Origin of the sequence: Arboricoccus pini, assembly GCF_900187945.1 — a bacterium.
Classification (GTDB): Bacteria; Pseudomonadota; Alphaproteobacteria; order Geminicoccales; family Geminicoccaceae; genus Arboricoccus; species Arboricoccus pini.
This window is the reverse complement of record NZ_FYEH01000015.1, coordinates 21,698-36,837: the sequence shown is the minus strand read 5'-3', so window position 1 is coordinate 36,837 and position 15,140 is coordinate 21,698. Positions and strand designations below refer to the sequence as shown.

At 64.3% G+C, this 15,140-nt stretch carries 17 protein-coding genes; 8 read left to right on the top strand and 9 right to left on the bottom strand.

Features of this window, described 5'->3' with window-relative positions; all coding sequences use genetic code 11:
• Positions 1-15: 15 nt before the first annotated feature.
• Complete coding sequence (locus CFB17_RS16210) at positions 16-933, top strand: ABC transporter substrate-binding protein (RefSeq protein ID WP_165769658.1); 918 nt, start codon at positions 16-18, stop codon at positions 931-933.
• A gap of 13 nt (positions 934-946) precedes the next feature.
• On the opposite strand, the gene CFB17_RS16205 is transcribed toward CFB17_RS16210, so the two are convergent.
• Both CFB17_RS16205 and CFB17_RS16200 read right to left on the bottom strand, forming a co-directional pair.
• On the bottom strand, positions 947-1,936 hold the full coding sequence (locus tag CFB17_RS16205) for a DUF808 domain-containing protein (RefSeq protein WP_088562621.1): 990 nt from the start codon (positions 1,934-1,936) through the stop codon (positions 947-949).
• Between the two features lie 143 nt (positions 1,937-2,079).
• Complete coding sequence (locus CFB17_RS16200; protein ID WP_088562620.1) at positions 2,080-2,793, bottom strand: SDR family NAD(P)-dependent oxidoreductase; 714 nt, start codon at positions 2,791-2,793, stop codon at positions 2,080-2,082.
• An 88-nt stretch (positions 2,794-2,881) separates the two neighbouring features.
• Between CFB17_RS16200 and CFB17_RS16195 the strand changes: the two genes are divergently transcribed.
• The gene (locus CFB17_RS16195; RefSeq protein WP_165769657.1) at positions 2,882-4,276 is read left to right on the top strand and encodes an amidohydrolase family protein; all 1,395 of its coding nucleotides are present in this window, start codon (positions 2,882-2,884) and stop codon (positions 4,274-4,276) included.
• Between the two features lie 21 nt (positions 4,277-4,297).
• On the opposite strand, the gene CFB17_RS16190 is transcribed toward CFB17_RS16195, so the two are convergent.
• From CFB17_RS16190 to CFB17_RS16170, 5 genes are read right to left on the bottom strand one after another with little or no spacing between them, the layout of a single operon-like run.
• Positions 4,298-5,503, bottom strand: coding sequence for a Zn-dependent hydrolase (locus CFB17_RS16190; protein WP_088562668.1), 1,206 nt, complete (start codon positions 5,501-5,503; stop codon positions 4,298-4,300).
• A 27-nt stretch (positions 5,504-5,530) separates the two neighbouring features.
• Complete coding sequence (locus CFB17_RS16185) at positions 5,531-6,253, bottom strand: amino acid ABC transporter ATP-binding protein (protein ID WP_088562667.1); 723 nt, start codon at positions 6,251-6,253, stop codon at positions 5,531-5,533.
• A 47-nt stretch (positions 6,254-6,300) separates the two neighbouring features.
• Positions 6,301-7,197 carry an amino acid ABC transporter permease gene (locus CFB17_RS16180; protein ID WP_088562618.1) on the bottom strand — a complete coding sequence of 299 codons (897 nt, stop codon included), beginning with the start codon at positions 7,195-7,197 and terminating at the stop codon, positions 6,301-6,303.
• Entirely contained in the window at positions 7,194-8,027 is an 834-nt protein-coding gene (locus CFB17_RS16175; RefSeq protein WP_088562617.1) for an ABC transporter substrate-binding protein, read from the bottom strand. The genes CFB17_RS16180 and CFB17_RS16175 overlap by 4 nt, the downstream gene beginning before the upstream one ends.
• Positions 8,028-8,068: 41 nt before the next feature.
• Entirely contained in the window at positions 8,069-8,986 is a 918-nt protein-coding gene (locus CFB17_RS16170) for a polysaccharide deacetylase family protein (protein ID WP_088562616.1), read from the bottom strand.
• A gap of 198 nt (positions 8,987-9,184) precedes the next feature.
• Here CFB17_RS16170 and CFB17_RS16165 point away from each other — a divergent pair, with 198 nt between their 5' ends.
• From CFB17_RS16165 to CFB17_RS16155, 4 genes are read left to right on the top strand one after another with little or no spacing between them, the layout of a single operon-like run.
• Positions 9,185-9,826 carry a TetR/AcrR family transcriptional regulator gene (locus tag CFB17_RS16165; RefSeq protein ID WP_088562666.1) on the top strand — a complete coding sequence of 214 codons (642 nt, stop codon included), beginning with the start codon at positions 9,185-9,187 and terminating at the stop codon, positions 9,824-9,826.
• Positions 9,823-10,278: a nitroreductase family protein gene (locus tag CFB17_RS16160; protein ID WP_207762138.1), complete on the top strand. Its 456-nt coding sequence runs from the start codon at positions 9,823-9,825 to the stop codon at positions 10,276-10,278. The genes CFB17_RS16165 and CFB17_RS16160 overlap by 4 nt, the downstream gene beginning before the upstream one ends.
• Positions 10,279-10,284: 6 nt before the next feature.
• Entirely contained in the window at positions 10,285-10,512 is a 228-nt protein-coding gene (locus tag CFB17_RS20095) for a nitroreductase family protein (RefSeq protein WP_207762137.1), read from the top strand.
• Positions 10,509-11,282: a class II aldolase/adducin family protein gene (locus tag CFB17_RS16155; protein ID WP_088562615.1), complete on the top strand. Its 774-nt coding sequence runs from the start codon at positions 10,509-10,511 to the stop codon at positions 11,280-11,282. The genes CFB17_RS20095 and CFB17_RS16155 overlap by 4 nt, the downstream gene beginning before the upstream one ends.
• A 15-nt stretch (positions 11,283-11,297) precedes the next feature.
• Here the strand turns inward: CFB17_RS16155 and CFB17_RS16150 are convergent, their stop codons facing one another.
• Positions 11,298-11,753 carry a hypothetical protein gene (locus CFB17_RS16150; protein ID WP_088562614.1) on the bottom strand — a complete coding sequence of 152 codons (456 nt, stop codon included), beginning with the start codon at positions 11,751-11,753 and terminating at the stop codon, positions 11,298-11,300.
• 138 nt (positions 11,754-11,891) lie between these two features.
• On the opposite strand from CFB17_RS16150, the gene CFB17_RS16145 reads away from it, so the two are divergent.
• Positions 11,892-13,208 carry an NtaA/DmoA family FMN-dependent monooxygenase gene (locus tag CFB17_RS16145; RefSeq protein ID WP_088562613.1) on the top strand — a complete coding sequence of 439 codons (1,317 nt, stop codon included), beginning with the start codon at positions 11,892-11,894 and terminating at the stop codon, positions 13,206-13,208.
• A gap of 263 nt (positions 13,209-13,471) precedes the next feature.
• Here the strand turns inward: CFB17_RS16145 and CFB17_RS16140 are convergent, their stop codons facing one another.
• Positions 13,472-13,651: a hypothetical protein gene (locus tag CFB17_RS16140; RefSeq protein ID WP_088562612.1), complete on the bottom strand. Its 180-nt coding sequence runs from the start codon at positions 13,649-13,651 to the stop codon at positions 13,472-13,474.
• Positions 13,652-13,906: 255 nt separating this feature from the next.
• On the opposite strand from CFB17_RS16140, the gene CFB17_RS16135 reads away from it, so the two are divergent.
• Positions 13,907-15,130 carry an NAD-dependent epimerase/dehydratase family protein gene (locus tag CFB17_RS16135; RefSeq protein WP_088562665.1) on the top strand — a complete coding sequence of 408 codons (1,224 nt, stop codon included), beginning with the start codon at positions 13,907-13,909 and terminating at the stop codon, positions 15,128-15,130.
• The last annotated feature ends 10 nt before the right edge of the window (positions 15,131-15,140 follow it).

Here is a 15,140-nt window from a genome sequence, read left to right as displayed (position 1 = left end):
TTGGCGCTCTTCGTTATGACCAGTTTGTTGGCCGGAGGGGCGGGACCAGCCGCGGCGGCGCAAAAACTCCGCGTCCTTTTGGACTGGTTCGCGAATCCCAGCCACGCGCCCATCATCGTTGCCAAGCAGAAGGGCTTCTTCGCGGCCGAGGGGCTCGATGTCGACGTTATCGTGCCATCCAGCGCCGATGATGCCACCAAGCTCCTGATCGCGAGGCAGGCCGATGTTGGTATCAACTACGAGCCCCAATTGATCATGCAACAGGCGGAAGGCGTGCCGCTCGTGCGGATCGGCACGATTATCGACCGACCACTTACCTGCCTCATGGTCAAAAGCGACGGGCCGGCCCTGGACGACCTGAAAGGCAAGAAGATCGGCTACTCGATCGGCGATCTGCAGACGATCCTCATGCGAACGATCCTGGCGCGGCATGGACTGAAGCTGGGCGACGTCGAACTCGTCAACGTCAATTTCTCCCTGGCTTCCGCTCTGGCTAGCGGACAGGTGGATGCGGTGATCGGCGCCTATCGCAATTTCGAGCCCATCCAACTCGCCATGCAGGGTGTCTCGACGCATTGTTATCCTGTCGAGGAGGAGGGTGTCCCCAGCTACGACGAGATGGTCTATGTGGCCAATCGGGGCGATGTGGGCCGTCCGGAGCTGAAGGCCTTTATGGACGCCGTTACCAAGGCGGCCGCCTGGCTGAAGGCCAATCCCGATGCCGCCTTCGACAGCTTCAAGACCTTCGCGCCAGAGCTGGACGACGAACTCAATCGTCGGTCCTGGACCGTTACAGTTCCGGCCGTGGCCTCGCCGCCGGGCGCTTTGGACAAAGCCGGCTATGAGAAGGTCGCGGCCTATCTTCAGGCGGGTGGCTTGATCAAGGAGGTCTTGCCGCCCGAGCGCTACGGTGTGGATCTTACAGTACCCTGAGCGCCGCCTTTCTTCAGACGGCCTGACCGCGCCTGCCTTTGAGGGCGCGGGCGATCGGCGCCAGGCCATAGGTCGCCAGCGGGATGAGGAGGGCACCCAGCGCCAGGCCGACAATGCCGGAGGCCGCGGCCTTGACGATCCATGCGACGATGCTGCCGCCAGCCGGCAGTGGATGGGTAACGGTTTCGGCCGCCGTCTCGATCGCATGGCCCAGGGCCGGCAGGCCATAGACCTCGAGGCCGTGGATAATGATGCCGCCGCCGACCCAGATCATGGCAGCCGTGCCGACGATCCCGAGGAGCTTGAGGAGGATGGGCATGGTCTTGACGAGGCCGCGCCCGGTGCCACGGCCGATGCTGCCGAGGAAGGAGGCATCTCGGTTGCCCGCCAAAGCCAGACCCAGATCGTCCGCCTTGACGATGAGAGCCACGACACCATAGACGGCAAGCGTGATCAGGATGGCGACCAGGGCCATGATCACGGCCTGGACCCAGATGCTGCCGGCCGGGATCGATGCCAGCGTGAACGCCATGATCTCGGCTGAAAGGATGAAATCGGTCTTGATGGCGCTTTGGACCTTCTCGTCCTCCAATGTCTTGGGATCGGCGGCCACCGCCGTCGTTTCGGCACTGACCCCGCCATGGTGCGGCTTGATCGCCCCTAGCACCTTCTCCGCCCCCTCGTAGGAGAGATAGGCGCCGCCCAGCATCAGGAGCGGCGTGATGGCCCAGGGCGCGAAATAGCCGAGCAACAGGGCGGCTGGCAGGAGGAAAATCAGTTTATTGCGTAGCGAGCCCAGCGTGATCTTCAAGATGATCGGGAATTCGCGCGCCGGCGAGACGCCTACGACATAATTGGGGGCCACGGCAGCATCGTCGATGACGATGCCGGCAGCCTTGGCGCTGGCCGTAGCTGTCTGGCCGGCAATATCGTCGAGTGATGCCGCGGCCAGCTTGGCTATGGCGGCCACGTCATCCAGAAGCGCGATCAAACCGATGCTCATCTATTCGCAGTCTGCCGTTGGCTTGGGGCGCCTTGATGCCGATTTCACCTGGTTTCGCCAAGTTAGAGAACGGGGTGAATGGGCGGAAAGGCCTCACTTGTGTCCGCTGGCCGCACCCTTTGAGCAAGGGTCTTGGGATGGCTTCAAAAGCGCTCCACCCAGGGCCTGAGGTCGATTTCGTGCGCCCAGGCACTTCGGTGCTGGGCCAGGGTATCGAGATAGACGGTGGCGATCGCATCGGGATCGAGGGTGCTGTCGGGCGCATCTGCCGGGTCTGGCCGTTTAGCCGAGCGCACGCCGCCATCGATGATGAAATGAGCGACGTGGATGCCCTTAGGGCCGAGTTCGCGGGCGGCACTCTGGGCCAGAGCTCGAAGCGCGAACTTGCCCATGGCAAAGCCAGCTGAGCCTGCATAGGCCTTTAGGCTGGCGGTGGCGCCGGTGAAAAAGATGGCGCCGCCGCCTTGCGGGATCATGCGCCGTGCTGCCTGCTGCGCCACAAGAAAGCCGCCAAAGGCGCCGATCGCCAGCGCTGTCGCCACAGCTTCGGGTTCGAGCTCGGTCAGTGGTCCGCCGGCGCGCGCGCTGGGATTGTAGAGGACGAAATCGGGGCTGCCAAAACGTTCCTCGACCTCGACGAACAGTCTCGCCACGGCACCGGCATCGGTGGCGTCGGCGGTGAAGGCCGCAGCACCGGTGGCGTCCGCCAGCGCCGCCACGCGCTGGCCGTCCCGGGCACAAATCGCGACCTTGGCGCCGCTCGCCGCGAGTCGGCGGGCCAACGCACCGCTGATCCCGGGGCCGGCACCGACGATCAAGGCTACCTTGCAAGGAGCCTGCTGCTGTCTCAACGTCATGTCCCAGCCTCTGTCGTGCTGCCGATATCAAAGAGCGCTCATGCCGGGTAGCTTGTATCTGGCAGGGCGACATGAGCGGGGAATGAGGATGTGCCTTCTTTGCGGTCCGATCAACAGAAGGCGTTTCGGCGCCTTGGCGGGACTGGCCGCCTCTGACCTTGCAGCGCCAGCAGCATCGTCGCTCGCCGCTGCCGTCCGCGGGGAATATCTCATTCGGGCCGGTCGTGTGCTGACCATGGAGCCGGGGGGCGACGTCGAGGGCGGGGCGGTGCATGTCAGGGATGGCTGGATCGTCGCGGTCGGCAAGGCGATCGAGGCGCCTGGTGCGACGCTGATCGACCGCCCGGATGCCGTCTTGATGCCGGGTCTGATCGATACGCATTGGCATATGTGGAATTCCGTCGGCCGCGGTCTTGCCGGGGGGCAGGCGGGCTATTGGCCAGCCTGGCGCCGCTTGGCGCCAGCCTTCAGGCCGGATGACAATTATCTGGGTGCCAGGCTGGCTCTGGCCGAGGCAGCTTATAGCGGCATTACGACCGTGCATAATTGGTCGCACAACACACGTGGTTACGATCATGCGATGGCGGAGATCAGAGCCCATCGAGAGAGCGGATTGCGGGGCCGGTTCGCCTTTGGTTACCCCCAGGAGATGGGGCCGGGTGCGCGGATGGATTTTGCCGCGCTGGAGCGTGTGCAGAGCGAGGTCGGCGCGGATGACGGCCTCACGAGCCTTGGCATGTGCGTGCGCGGCCCGGAGCGGAGCGAGGCCGCGATCTGGCGCGAGGAGTGGGCCTTCGCGCGCGCTCAGAAACTGCCCTTGAGCGTGCATATCGCCATCACGCGCGAGCTTGCCAAGCAACAGGCCATCGCAACGCTGGCCCGCGAGGGGCTGCTCGGCCCCGACATCCAGCTCGTCCACGCCACGCATGCGACGGTCGAGGATGCGCGTGCCATCGCTGCCAGTGGCTCACCCGTCAGTCTCAGTCCATGGACCGAGCTGCGCGTCGGGTTTGGCATCCCGCCGATCGGGCTGCTGCACGACGCCGGCGTGAAGCTGAGCCTGTCGATCGACAACACGCCGCTCGCGGGCAATGCCGATTTCTTCAATGTGATGAAGATCGCGCTTAACATCGCCGCCGGGAGTGCCGAGCGTCAGGAACCCATTCCCGCCCGAACCTTCCTCGAGTGGGCAACGATCGGCGGTGCAAGCGATCTCGGCCTTGCCGACGTCACGGGATCGATCCGCCCGCACAAGCGCGCGGATTTGATCCTCGTCGACATGGCGGACATCAATACCGGTCCGACCGCCGATCTGGATGCCGTCCTCACGCATGCGGCACAACCAGCCAATGTCAGCTTCGTCATGGCCGACGGACGGATCCTCAAGGAAGCGGGCAGACTCAAGGATGTCGACGTGCCGGCTCTGGTGCACGCGGCAGAGGACGCGCTGGCGGGCATACGGGCACGCGCCGGCCAGGGATGATTTCAGGCGGCGCGGGCCTCGTCAGCCAGCCAGGAACCGTTCGGCCGCCGTCGCCAGGATCTGGCAGCAGAGCGCCAGATCCTCTTCCTTGGTGTCCTCGGCCCAGTGATGGCTGATCCCGCCGATACTCGGGGTGAACAGCATGGCGGCCGGCATGATGCGGGCGAGATTTTGCGAATCATGCCCGGCGCCGCTTGGCATGAACTGCCAGGCGTCCGGGGCATGCTCGCGGGCGGCGGCCTCGAGGGCCGTCATCATGGCGGGGTCGCAGACGGCCGGGATGGCCTTGTCGATGACCTCGAGGAAGGCCTCGGTCCGCTCGTTGCGATTGCTCTCCTGAACGAGGCGGACGAGGCACTCCTCCATGCGCTCGAGAACGGCCATCTCGACGTCGCGGAACTGGAAGAGGATGTTCGCCTCGCCCGGGATGATCGAGGGCGCGCCGGGGCTGAGCGTGATCCGACCCGTGGTCCAGGTGGAGCGCCGGCCGCAGACCTTGGGAAACTCCCGATCGATCGCTGCCAGGAGGCGAACCGCCGCCAGACCCGCATCCTTGCGCTCGGCCATCGTCGTGCCCCCGGCGTGATCCTGCTGGCCGACGATACGGATGGCGAACTGCCAGATCGCGACGATGCCGGTGACGACCCCGGCGCGCAGCCCCTCGCGCTCCAGCTGCGTGCCCTGCTCGATATGCAACTCGTAGGCGCCCTTGTAGCGCGTGGGATCGAGGCGGAAGCGGGGTTCTCCCGAGAGGCCCGCCGCCCGCAGCGCCTGGCGAAGCGGCGTCCCGTCGGTCCGGTTGCGCGCTTTGTCGAGATCGGCCTCGGTGAGATCGCCGATCAAGGAGCGGCTGCCGAGGAAGCCGACATCGAAATGGCCCTCCTCGTCGACATAGGCGGCCACATCGACGGGCAGGCCGCTCCGTGCCAGGGCCAGTGCCGCGACGACGCCCAGCGCGCCGTCCAGCCAGCCCGCCTGGTTCTGTGTCTCGATATGACTGCCGACCAGGAGATGCGGGCCCGGGCCGGGGTGGCGGCCGATGACGTTGCCGATTCCGTCCATCTCGGGCTCAAGGCCGATCTCGGCCATCTTCGTCATCAGCCAGCGACGGGAGTCCATGTCCTCCTTGGAATAGGTCGGCCGGTGCACGCCGGTCTTATACGTGCCGATCTGGCGAAGCTCATGCAGATCGGCCAGGAAACGCGCGGTATCGACGACGACGGGCATCGACAAAATCTCCGGATTTTGAAAGGTTCAGCCGCGGGTCAGGACCCGACGGAGGAACTCCTGGGTGCGGGCAGCCCGTGGGCTTGCCATCAACTGGGCGGCAGGGCCGGTCTCGACGACGCGGCCTTTGTCCATGAAGACGATACGGTCGCCAACGTCACGGGCGAATTCCAGCTCGTGCGTAACGACGATCATGGTCATGCCGCTGCTTGCAAGGTCGCGCATGACGGCCAGGACCTCGCCCACCAGCTCGGGATCGAGGGCCGAGGTCGGCTCGTCGAAGAGCATGAGCTTCGGGCGCATCGCCAGCGAGCGGGCGATCGCCACACGCTGCTGCTGGCCGCCGGAAAGTTCGGCTGGAAAACTGCTTTGCTTGTCGGCCAGCCCCACCCTTGCCAACAGGGCTCTGGCTTCCTCGCGCGCCTCGTCTGGTGGCCGCCTCAGGACGTGCACTGGCCCCTCGATGATGTTCTCGAGGGCGGTCATGTGAGGAAAGAGATTGAAGCGCTGAAAGACCATGCCCGTCACGCGTCGCTGGCGGGCGATCTCGGCCTCGCCTAGCGGGTGCAACAAATCGCCTTGGCGGCGAAAGCCGTTGAGTTCACCGTTCACCCAGAGCGCACCGGAATTAATGCGCTCGAGCTGGTTGATGCAGCGCAGGAACGTCGTCTTGCCCGAACCGGAGGGGCCGATGATGCAGACGACCTCCTTTGGCATGACGTCCAGCGTCACGTCGACGAGGGCCGCCATCTCGCCAAAGAGCTTGCCCACCTTGCGGGCGGCGACGATCGGCGCCGTCAACGCCGGCCGCTCCCGCTAAAGCCACGGCCGAAGCGGCGCTCGATGAAGCCCTGGCCGAAGGAGAGGACGGAGACGACGATGAGATACCATATGGCGGCCACAATCAGGAGCTCGATCACCTTGGTGTTGGTGTAATAGACGTCCTGGGCGCTGCGGAGCACGTCGTTGAAGCCGACGATGCTTGCAAGCGAGGTCATCTTGATGAGGCCTATGAACTCGTTGCCGAGCGGTGGCACGACGACGCGCATGGCCTGCGGCAGGATGATACGCCGGAGCGCCTTCATTTCGCGCATGCCGATCGAGCGGGCTGCCTCGTACTGGCCGCGATCGACGGAGAGGAGGCCGGCCCGGACGATCTCGGAGACATAGGCGCCCTCGTTCAGACCGAAGCCCAAGAGTGCCGCCACGGCCGGCGTGATGACCGTCACCGTCCTGACGTCCCAGACACCGGCGATACCCAGGCGGGGAAAGACCAGAGCCAGGTTGAACCAGATCAGGAGCTGGAGGATGACGGGCGTGCCACGAAAGAACCAAGCATAGAAGATCGCGGCGCTGCGCACGACGGGGTTGGGCGAGTTGCGGGCGATGGCGCAGGCAACACCCAGGGCGATGCCGATCGCCATGCTGGCGATCGAGAGCCAGACGGTGTTGACGACGCCCATGAGGATGGTCGGCCAGGTGAGGTAATTGCCGACCTCCGGCCAGTCGATCTGGCCCTCCGCGAAGGATTTGATGAGAAAGCCCGCGAAGAGGACGATCAGCAGCACCGCCAGGATGCGGCCATAATGGCGCGGCCGGACATGGCGCAGGCGCGCGATGTCGGTATCGTCGATGCCGACATCGCCATCCGAGACGCACAGGCCCGCCGCGGCGCGGCCCTCCGCCTGCGTCATGGCGCCGGACCGAGGTTGACGGTGGCCTCCTTGTAGCTGCTGAGGTCGAGCTTCCATTTGGCGATCAGGGCGTCATAGCGGCCATCGGCGATGACCTTCTTCAGGCCCTCCTGGAAGGCGTCGCGCAGGCCCGGATTATCCTTGCTGAACGCCATGCCCATGAGGGTCGAGGAGAAGGGCTCGCCCATCGGCCGGTACATGCCGGGATCCTGGGCGACGATCGTCGGCACGGCCTCCAGGCCCTGTACGGCGGCATCGGCGCGTCCCTGCTTGAGATTGCTCAATTGCTGGCCAAGATCGGTGTCGACGATGACGGTGATCGGCTCCTTGCCGGCACAACTCTTGTCGCTCAGCGCCTTGATCGTTTCGGGGAAGCTGGTGCCGCGCGTGGTCGTCACCGTCTTGCCGCAGAGGTCGCTGACCGTCTTCAGCTCCTTGCTCGCGGCCAGCGTGTAGAACTGCGCGCCCGCCTTCAGATAATCGACGAAGTCGAACATGCCCCGGCGCTTGGGAATGTCGTAGAAGCCGCTCATGATCATGTCGGCGCGACCGGATTGCAGCGATGGCGTGAGCTGTTCGAAGGCGCTCGTCTGCCATTCGATCTTGAGGCCGAGATCGCTGGCGATCGCCGTTGCCAGTTCGACGTCGAATCCCGTCAACTCGTTGGTCTTGGTATCGCGCATCTCGAGCGGCGGGTAGCTGGGCTCGAGTGCCAGGCGCAGGGTCTTGCTGGAGGCGATCTCGGCCGGCAGCGACGCCGCGTCGGCGACCGGCGGACAGAGCGACACAAGGAGGGCTGCGGCCAGCCATCCACGGCAACGAGAGTTCATGGGCCAGCTCCTAAGGGCCAGGGTGCGACGAGGAAAGATTGCTAGCGGCTCGGCACGACGAGTTGCGGCACCGGTTCCGGCCAGAAGGGGAGGGTCTCGCGACGCGGCGTCCAGAGGCCCTTGGCGGTGACCTCCTCGATATGGGCCGCGATCTCGGCTAGCGTCGCGAACCAGACACCACCCTTCGCCTGCATGTGCTGGATGAGCTCGACCATGGCCTCGGCCCTGGCGAGCCGGCCGGAGACGAAGGGATGCCAGATCGCCGCCCAGAGGCCGCCATGGGCGTGCGCCGCATCGAATTCGGCACGAAAGACGTCCATCGCCCGTGCCGGCGACTGGATCGTCATGCCCATGTTGAATTCCTTCATGTTGACATATTGCGGCCAGTCATCGAGCGCGTGATCCGATGGCAGCTCCAGGAGCGAGCCCGTCTCGCCTTCGATGCGATAGGGAACGTCGTCGCCGCCAAGCGAGGCGTCGTAGGCGAAGTTCTCGGCCAGCAGCAGGTCGAGCGTGTATTCGGAAAACGCACCCGACGGACAGCGATAGCCCTTAGGGCGCGCCCCTGTCGCGGCGATGATGGCCTCGATGCCGCGGATGAGAACGAGACCCTCGTCGTCGCGCGAGAGCTGATTTGGCCGTTCGTGCAGCCAGCCGTGGTGGGCGATCTCATGGCCGTCGGCCAGGAGTGCTTCGATCGCCTTGGGATAGGTCTCGATGCACCAACCCGGCACAAAGACCGTCTGGCGCATGCCGAAATGGCGCCAGATCTGGACCAGGCGGGGGATCGCGACGTTCGCGCCATAGCGGAGGGACGAGGAAAGGCTGATGCGGCGGCGCGAATCGGCCGGATAATAGAGGTGGAGCAGACTTTCCGCGTCGAAATCGAAGGAGAAGCAGACGGCGCAGCGGGCGCCATTCGGCCAGGGCGGCGGATTGTCGATCAGCCTTAGACTCATGCGCACTCTTCAAGCAAATAGCGAGTAGGGAAGGCGACATTCGAAGATCCACGGACGGTCGTCTCGATCCCATCCGATCACGCCTTGTACTCATACTCTGCGCGGCGCATAGCTCTAGCGTCAACTCCATATTTGGAGTTCAGTAGAAATATAGATCGGCGGCTGACCGCCGGCACGGGCAAGACCAAGGGTGAAGGCATGGCTGGGGTCAATCTACGAGCGAAGCATCGACAAAGGCGTGTGGCACAGGTCCTGGACGCAGCCGACCTGCTCTTCGCCCGCAATGGATATGAGGCGACGCATATCGAGGAGATCGCCGAGATTGCCTCGGTGGCACCCGCTACCGTCTATAATTACTTTGCCACCAAACCCAATCTTTTGATGGAGCTGGCGCTCCGGCATGTGCGCACGGCCCTACCGGCCAGGCGCCGCATGGTGCGCAACCCGCCAGATGATCCCTTTATCGGCATCAACGCCTTCGAACGCCTGCTGGCGGAGCAGGCGTTGCAGCACCTCTCCAAGGGATGCTGGCGCGCGATCCTGGCGGCGCAATATCTGGAGCCGGCCGGCAAGGCGCAAAGGGCGGGCGGGCGCTTGAACCTCTTGATCAAGCGGCAATACGTGACGCTGCTTAGGACCTATCAGGAGCGCGGCCGGCTCGCACCCGACGTGGATCCCGTCGTCCTGGCCGACCTCATCGTCGGTATCACGACATGGAATTTCAGCCGCTTCATCGCCTCGGAGACTCTGGCGGCGGAAGACATGCTGAAGGCTGGCTCGGCCCATCTCGCGGTGATACTGCGCGGCTTGGTCCGGAACGGGAAGGGCGGCAGCGCATGAGCAGCGTGACCGCCGCCGTCAATGGCCGCCACTCGGTGCGCGCCTTCCTCGACCAGCCTGTCGAGGGTGAGAGGCTGCGGTCGATCGTGCGACAGGCGGCACGCGCACCCTCGGGCGGCAATCTGCAGCCCTGGTCGGTCGAATTCGTCGCGGGCGAACGGCTGGCGATGCTCAAGGCATTGATGCGCGAGCGTCGCGTCGCCGAGCCCGCGGGTGAGCCCCTGGCGCATGACTTCTATCCCGCAAGCCTGCCGGCGACCTACCAGGAGCGCCGGCTGCGGAACGGCGCACTTCTCTACGGGGCACTCGGGATCGCCCGAGATGATCGGGCGGCGCGGGCGGCCTGGATCGACGAGAACTTCCAGTTTTTCGGCGCGCCGCAAGGCCTTTTCTTCCTGATGCCGGCCGCTTTCGGTCGCTATCAATGGTTGGATCTGGGTATCTTCCTGTAGACCGTCATGCTGTTGTTGCGTGAGGCCGGGATCGATACCTGCCCGCAGGCCGACTGGGCCATGCATGCGGGTGCGGTGAAGACCTTCCTCGGTGTTCCGCCCGACTGGGATCTCGTCTGCGGCATGGCGGTGGGCTACCTTGACCCAACGGCGCCCATCAACCGGGTCCGGAGCGAGCGTGACGACCCCTTTGCCACCCCTTGGCGCATGCCCCTCGACGAAATGGAAGGATGAAGCCGTTGCTGAAGCCCCCGAGAAAACCCGATCCCGACCGTCGCCCGACCGAGATCGAGCTGCGCGAAGACCTGGCGGCCGCCTATCGGCTCTTCGCGATCTTCGGCATGACCGACCTCGTCTACACGCATCTTTCGGCGCGATTGCCGGGGCCTGATCACCGCTTTCTCGTCAATCCCTACGGGCTTCTCTTCGAGGAAATCACCGCAAGCTCGCTGGTTGTCGTCGATGCGGGCGGCGAGCCGGCCCAAGAGACCAGCTGGCCGGTCAACCCCGCCGGCTTCGTCATCCATTCGGCCATTCACCTGGGCCGTCCCGATGCGCATTGCGTCATGCACACCCATACTTTGGCTGGGATGGCGGTGGCGGCGCAGGATCAGGGCATATTGCCCTTGAACCAGATGAGCATGGAGTTCCACGGCAAGGTCGCGATCCACGATTACGAGGGGATTGCTGACAGCGACAATCTCTCCGAGCGCGAGCGGCTGGCCAGGGACCTCGGCGACAAGCCCTGCCTGATCCTGCGCAACCATGGTCTCCTCACCGTCGGCCGCACGATCGCCGAAGCGTTCTACTGGATGTATTATCTGGAGCAGGCCTGCCGTATCCAGCTCGCCGCCCAGTCGGGTGGCGTGAAGCTGGTCATGCCGGGCGAATCGACGGTTGCCCGGGCCAGCCTTCAGTTCACCAGCGATGCCAGCAAGGGCTGGCTGCCCTGGCAGGCGCTGCGCCGCAAGCTCGACCGCGAGCAGCCCGACTACAAGGATTGAGGCAGCGCGGCTGCGTCAGGTCGCCTGGTTGTCGAATTGGCTGCCGGCGGTGACGAAGGGCAGGATCTTGATGCTGCCCTCAGCCGTACAGACGAAGCTGCGGACGCCGGCATAGGAAATGGCGGCATCGTCCAGGAGCTTTTGCGCCGCCGCCTCCATGCCCGCCGGAACGTAGACGAAGAAATGGCGGACATGGGTCGGCGTGTCGGTGTCGGTCGCTTCGGAGACGGCCTTGAGCGATGCGGTCGCCGCCGGATCGACGGTCATCAGCACTTCGCCCGCCTCGCGCAGGCGGCCGGTCGAATCGACGATCGCGATGTCGGGATAGTGATAGCCGTCGGCGAACGGGATGGCGCGCTTGGGCTCGGGGACATTGACGATCGTCACATAATCCTCGGGCCATGTGGTCTGGCCGGCGAATGGAAAGCGTGTGGCCGCAACGTGCGCGACGACGGCGTCATGATCTGACATCGGTTTCCCTTCGGTCGAAGCGCGGCGATGACACTTGACTTGGAGTTGACTCTAAATCCACTATCGAGGCTGATCACAGGTCGTCAAGCTGCTTTTCCTGGAAGAGCGCGGGCGGCCGGCAGCGAAGGAGCGATTTCGATGGCGGACAAGCGTTTCCATCTCGGCTGGTTTCTGGCCGGCTCCAGCGTGCAGGCCTGGGGTGAGCCCTGGTCGGGCAATATCGGCAAGGAGTGGATGGTCCCCGATTTCTTCGTCGACGTCGCCAAGCTCCTGGAGAAGGCCTGCTTCGACTACGTGCTGCTCGAGGATTCGAGCTATGTGGGCGAGAGTTTCGGTGGGTCGCGCGACATCTATCTGAAGAATGGCCTCTCAGTGCCGCGCCAGGATCCCTCGGTGGTGGCCAGCCTGATGATGGCCGCCACGCGGCGGATCGGCATCGTGCCGACGCTGGCGACCTTCGCCTATCCGCCCTATCTCCTGGCTCGTCTCGTGGCGACCCTGGATCAGGTCTCGCAGGGCCGGGCCGGCTGGAACATGGTGACCGGCAGTTCGGACTTCGCCGCCCGCAATTTCGGCCTGGATGGCATGCCGCCGCACGATCAGCGCTACGACATGGCCGATGAATATATGGAGGTCGTGAACGGGCTCTGGGATTCCTTCGAGCCCGGCGCCATCGTCGCCGATCCCGAGAGCGGCGTGCTCATCGATCCGGCGAAGGTGCATGCCATCGATTATGCTGGCCAGTACTACAAGTCGCGTGGGCCTCTCAATTCCGGGCCTTGCGTGCAGGGGCGTCCGGTGATCGCCCAGGCCGGCGGCTCGCCGCGTGGGCGGCAATTCGCCTCGCGTCACGCCGACACGATCATCGCCGCCACCTACGGCATCGAGGCCATGAAGGCCTATCGCGAGGACGTGAGGGCGCGGGCCAAGGCGCAGGGCCGTGATCCCGACACGATCAAGGTACTCTTCCTGATCTCGCCCACGATCGGCGAGACCGAGGAGGAGGCGCAGCGTTTGCGGCAGCGGCGCCTGGAGCGCCAGTCGGAGAAGGTGGAGCAGCGCCTGGCCTTTCTCGGCAAGATCACCAATATCGATTTTGGTAAGATGGATCTGGACACGCCGGTCAGCGCGCTCGAGCTTAAGACCAATGGTCACCAGCAATCGCTTGATGAGTTCAAGCAAAAGGCCGGCAACCGCACTTTGCGTCAGGCGATGAACGAGGATACCGGCGATCGGTCGCTGGAACTTGTCGGAACGCCCGAGCAGATCGCACGGCGCATGGGGGAGGCGATGGCGGAAGTGGGCGGCGATGGCTTTCTCGTCACGCAGTCCAATACCAGCCGCCGCTCACTGTCCGAAATCACCGACGGCTTGGTGCCCGCCTTGCAGCGTCAAGGGTTGATGCGTCGTGAATGGGCGCACGACCACTTCCGCGACAATCTGCTGGAGTTCTAGCACTCCCGGGAGCCTCCGCAGGGCTCTCCGTCATCCTTGACTCGGAGTTGGCGGTCGTCCTGGAGATGACGGCCGCCTTCTTGCATGACGATCCGGCGAAACCTTGCAAGGAATCGTCAATGATAGCGATCAGCGTCAAGAACTCGCCGGATCGGGCGGTCCCCAGCGCCTATAGCTTGGCGATGGGGGACCAAGCGCTTCCTGTATGTGGCGGGTAAGGTTGGGCTCGGTGCTGACGGCGTGCTGGCGGTGGGCATCGCGGCTCAGCGTGGATCGTCTTCGCCAATATCGCCGACATTCTCGAGAACGTCTGTGTGGCGGTCGAGAATATCGTCCAGACCATGGCTTATCAGACCGATCGGGCGGACCGCGAGGACGATGCCCGCATCCGGACGGTAGCCTAGAGCAGCTGGAAGCCGGCGCTTGGCCCTGGTCTTCGTCATTGGACGCGTTGACCCAACGATGCAGTCTAAGTCGACGTGACCGCGGTCGCCTAGCAAGCTTTCGTGACTTGCGCCGCTTGGTGCGGACGGCGATGATCCAAGATCGGGCTCGGCCTATGGGGCGGCCCGTATCGATCCTGCGGCACAATCCAGCAGCGCACAGGACGGCAGCTTGTCGCGGTGCTGCCGCGGATTACAACTAAAGGACGGATAAGACCTTGCGAAAGGCGGCGCGTCGGCTTGGAGGGTGAAGGCATGCGGATAGCGGTTCTAGGTGGCGACGGCTTCGTCGGTTGGCCGACAACTCTGCATCTTTCAGCGCGGGGCCACGATATCCATATCGTCGACAATCTGAGCCGGCGCTGGATCGATGCGGAGCTGGGCGTGCAGTCGCTCACCCCCATGGATTCGATTCAGGAGCGTATCCGTATCTGGAAAGAGCAGACCGGGCGGCAGCTCGGCTTTCAGTTGATCGACATCGCCAGCGAGTATGAGCGCTTCAAGATCTGGCTGGCCGAGTTTCGTCCCGAGGCGATCGTCCATTTCGCCGAGCAGCGGGCAGCGCCCTATTCGATGAAGACCGATCGCCATAAGGGCTACACGGTCAACAACAACGTCAATGCCACCCACAATGTCCTGAACGCCATAACGGCCCTCAAGCTGGATGCGCATCTGGTCCATCTGGGCACGATGGGCGTCTATGGCTACGACACGATGGGGGCGGCCATCCCCGAGGGGTATCTGAAGGTGGGTGTCCTGGACGCGGAGGGTCAGCCGGCCGAGAAGGAGATCCTCTATCCGGCCAATCCAGGCAGCATCTACCACATGACCAAATGCCTGGATCAGCTCCTCTTCCAGTTCTACGCCAAGAATGACAAGCTCAGGATCACCGATCTGCACCAGGGCATCGTCTGGGGAACGAACACCGAGGAGACAAAGCGGCATCCGCAATTGGTTAATCGCTTCGATTATGATGGCGATTACGGCACGGTGCTCAATCGCTTTTTGGTGCAGGCAGCGATCAATTATCCTTTGACCGTGCATGGTCAGGGCGGCCAGACGCGGGCCTTCATCCATATCCAGGATTCGGTCCGATGCATCGAGATCGCCCTGAACAATCCGCCGACCGCAGGCGGCAGGGTACAGATCTTCAACCAGATGACCGAGAGCCATCGCGTGCGCGACCTGGCCGCTATCGTGGCCGGCATGGTGGGTGGCGAGGTCGTGCATCTGCCCAATCCGCGCAATGAGGCCGAGGAGAACGACCTCGTCGTCAGAAACGAGCAATTCCTTCGCCTGGGCCTCGAGCCGACGACGCTGGAGGCGGGGCTGCTTGCCGAGATCGTCGACGTCGCCAGGCGCTTTGCCCATCGCATCGATCGGGCGCGCATTCCCTGCGTCTCCGGCTGGACCGCCGAACGCTCGCTTCTTTTGGATCGCGACCCGGAGCGCCGACGTCTCAGGGTGGTCGGGGCCTGAAGCGCGGCTC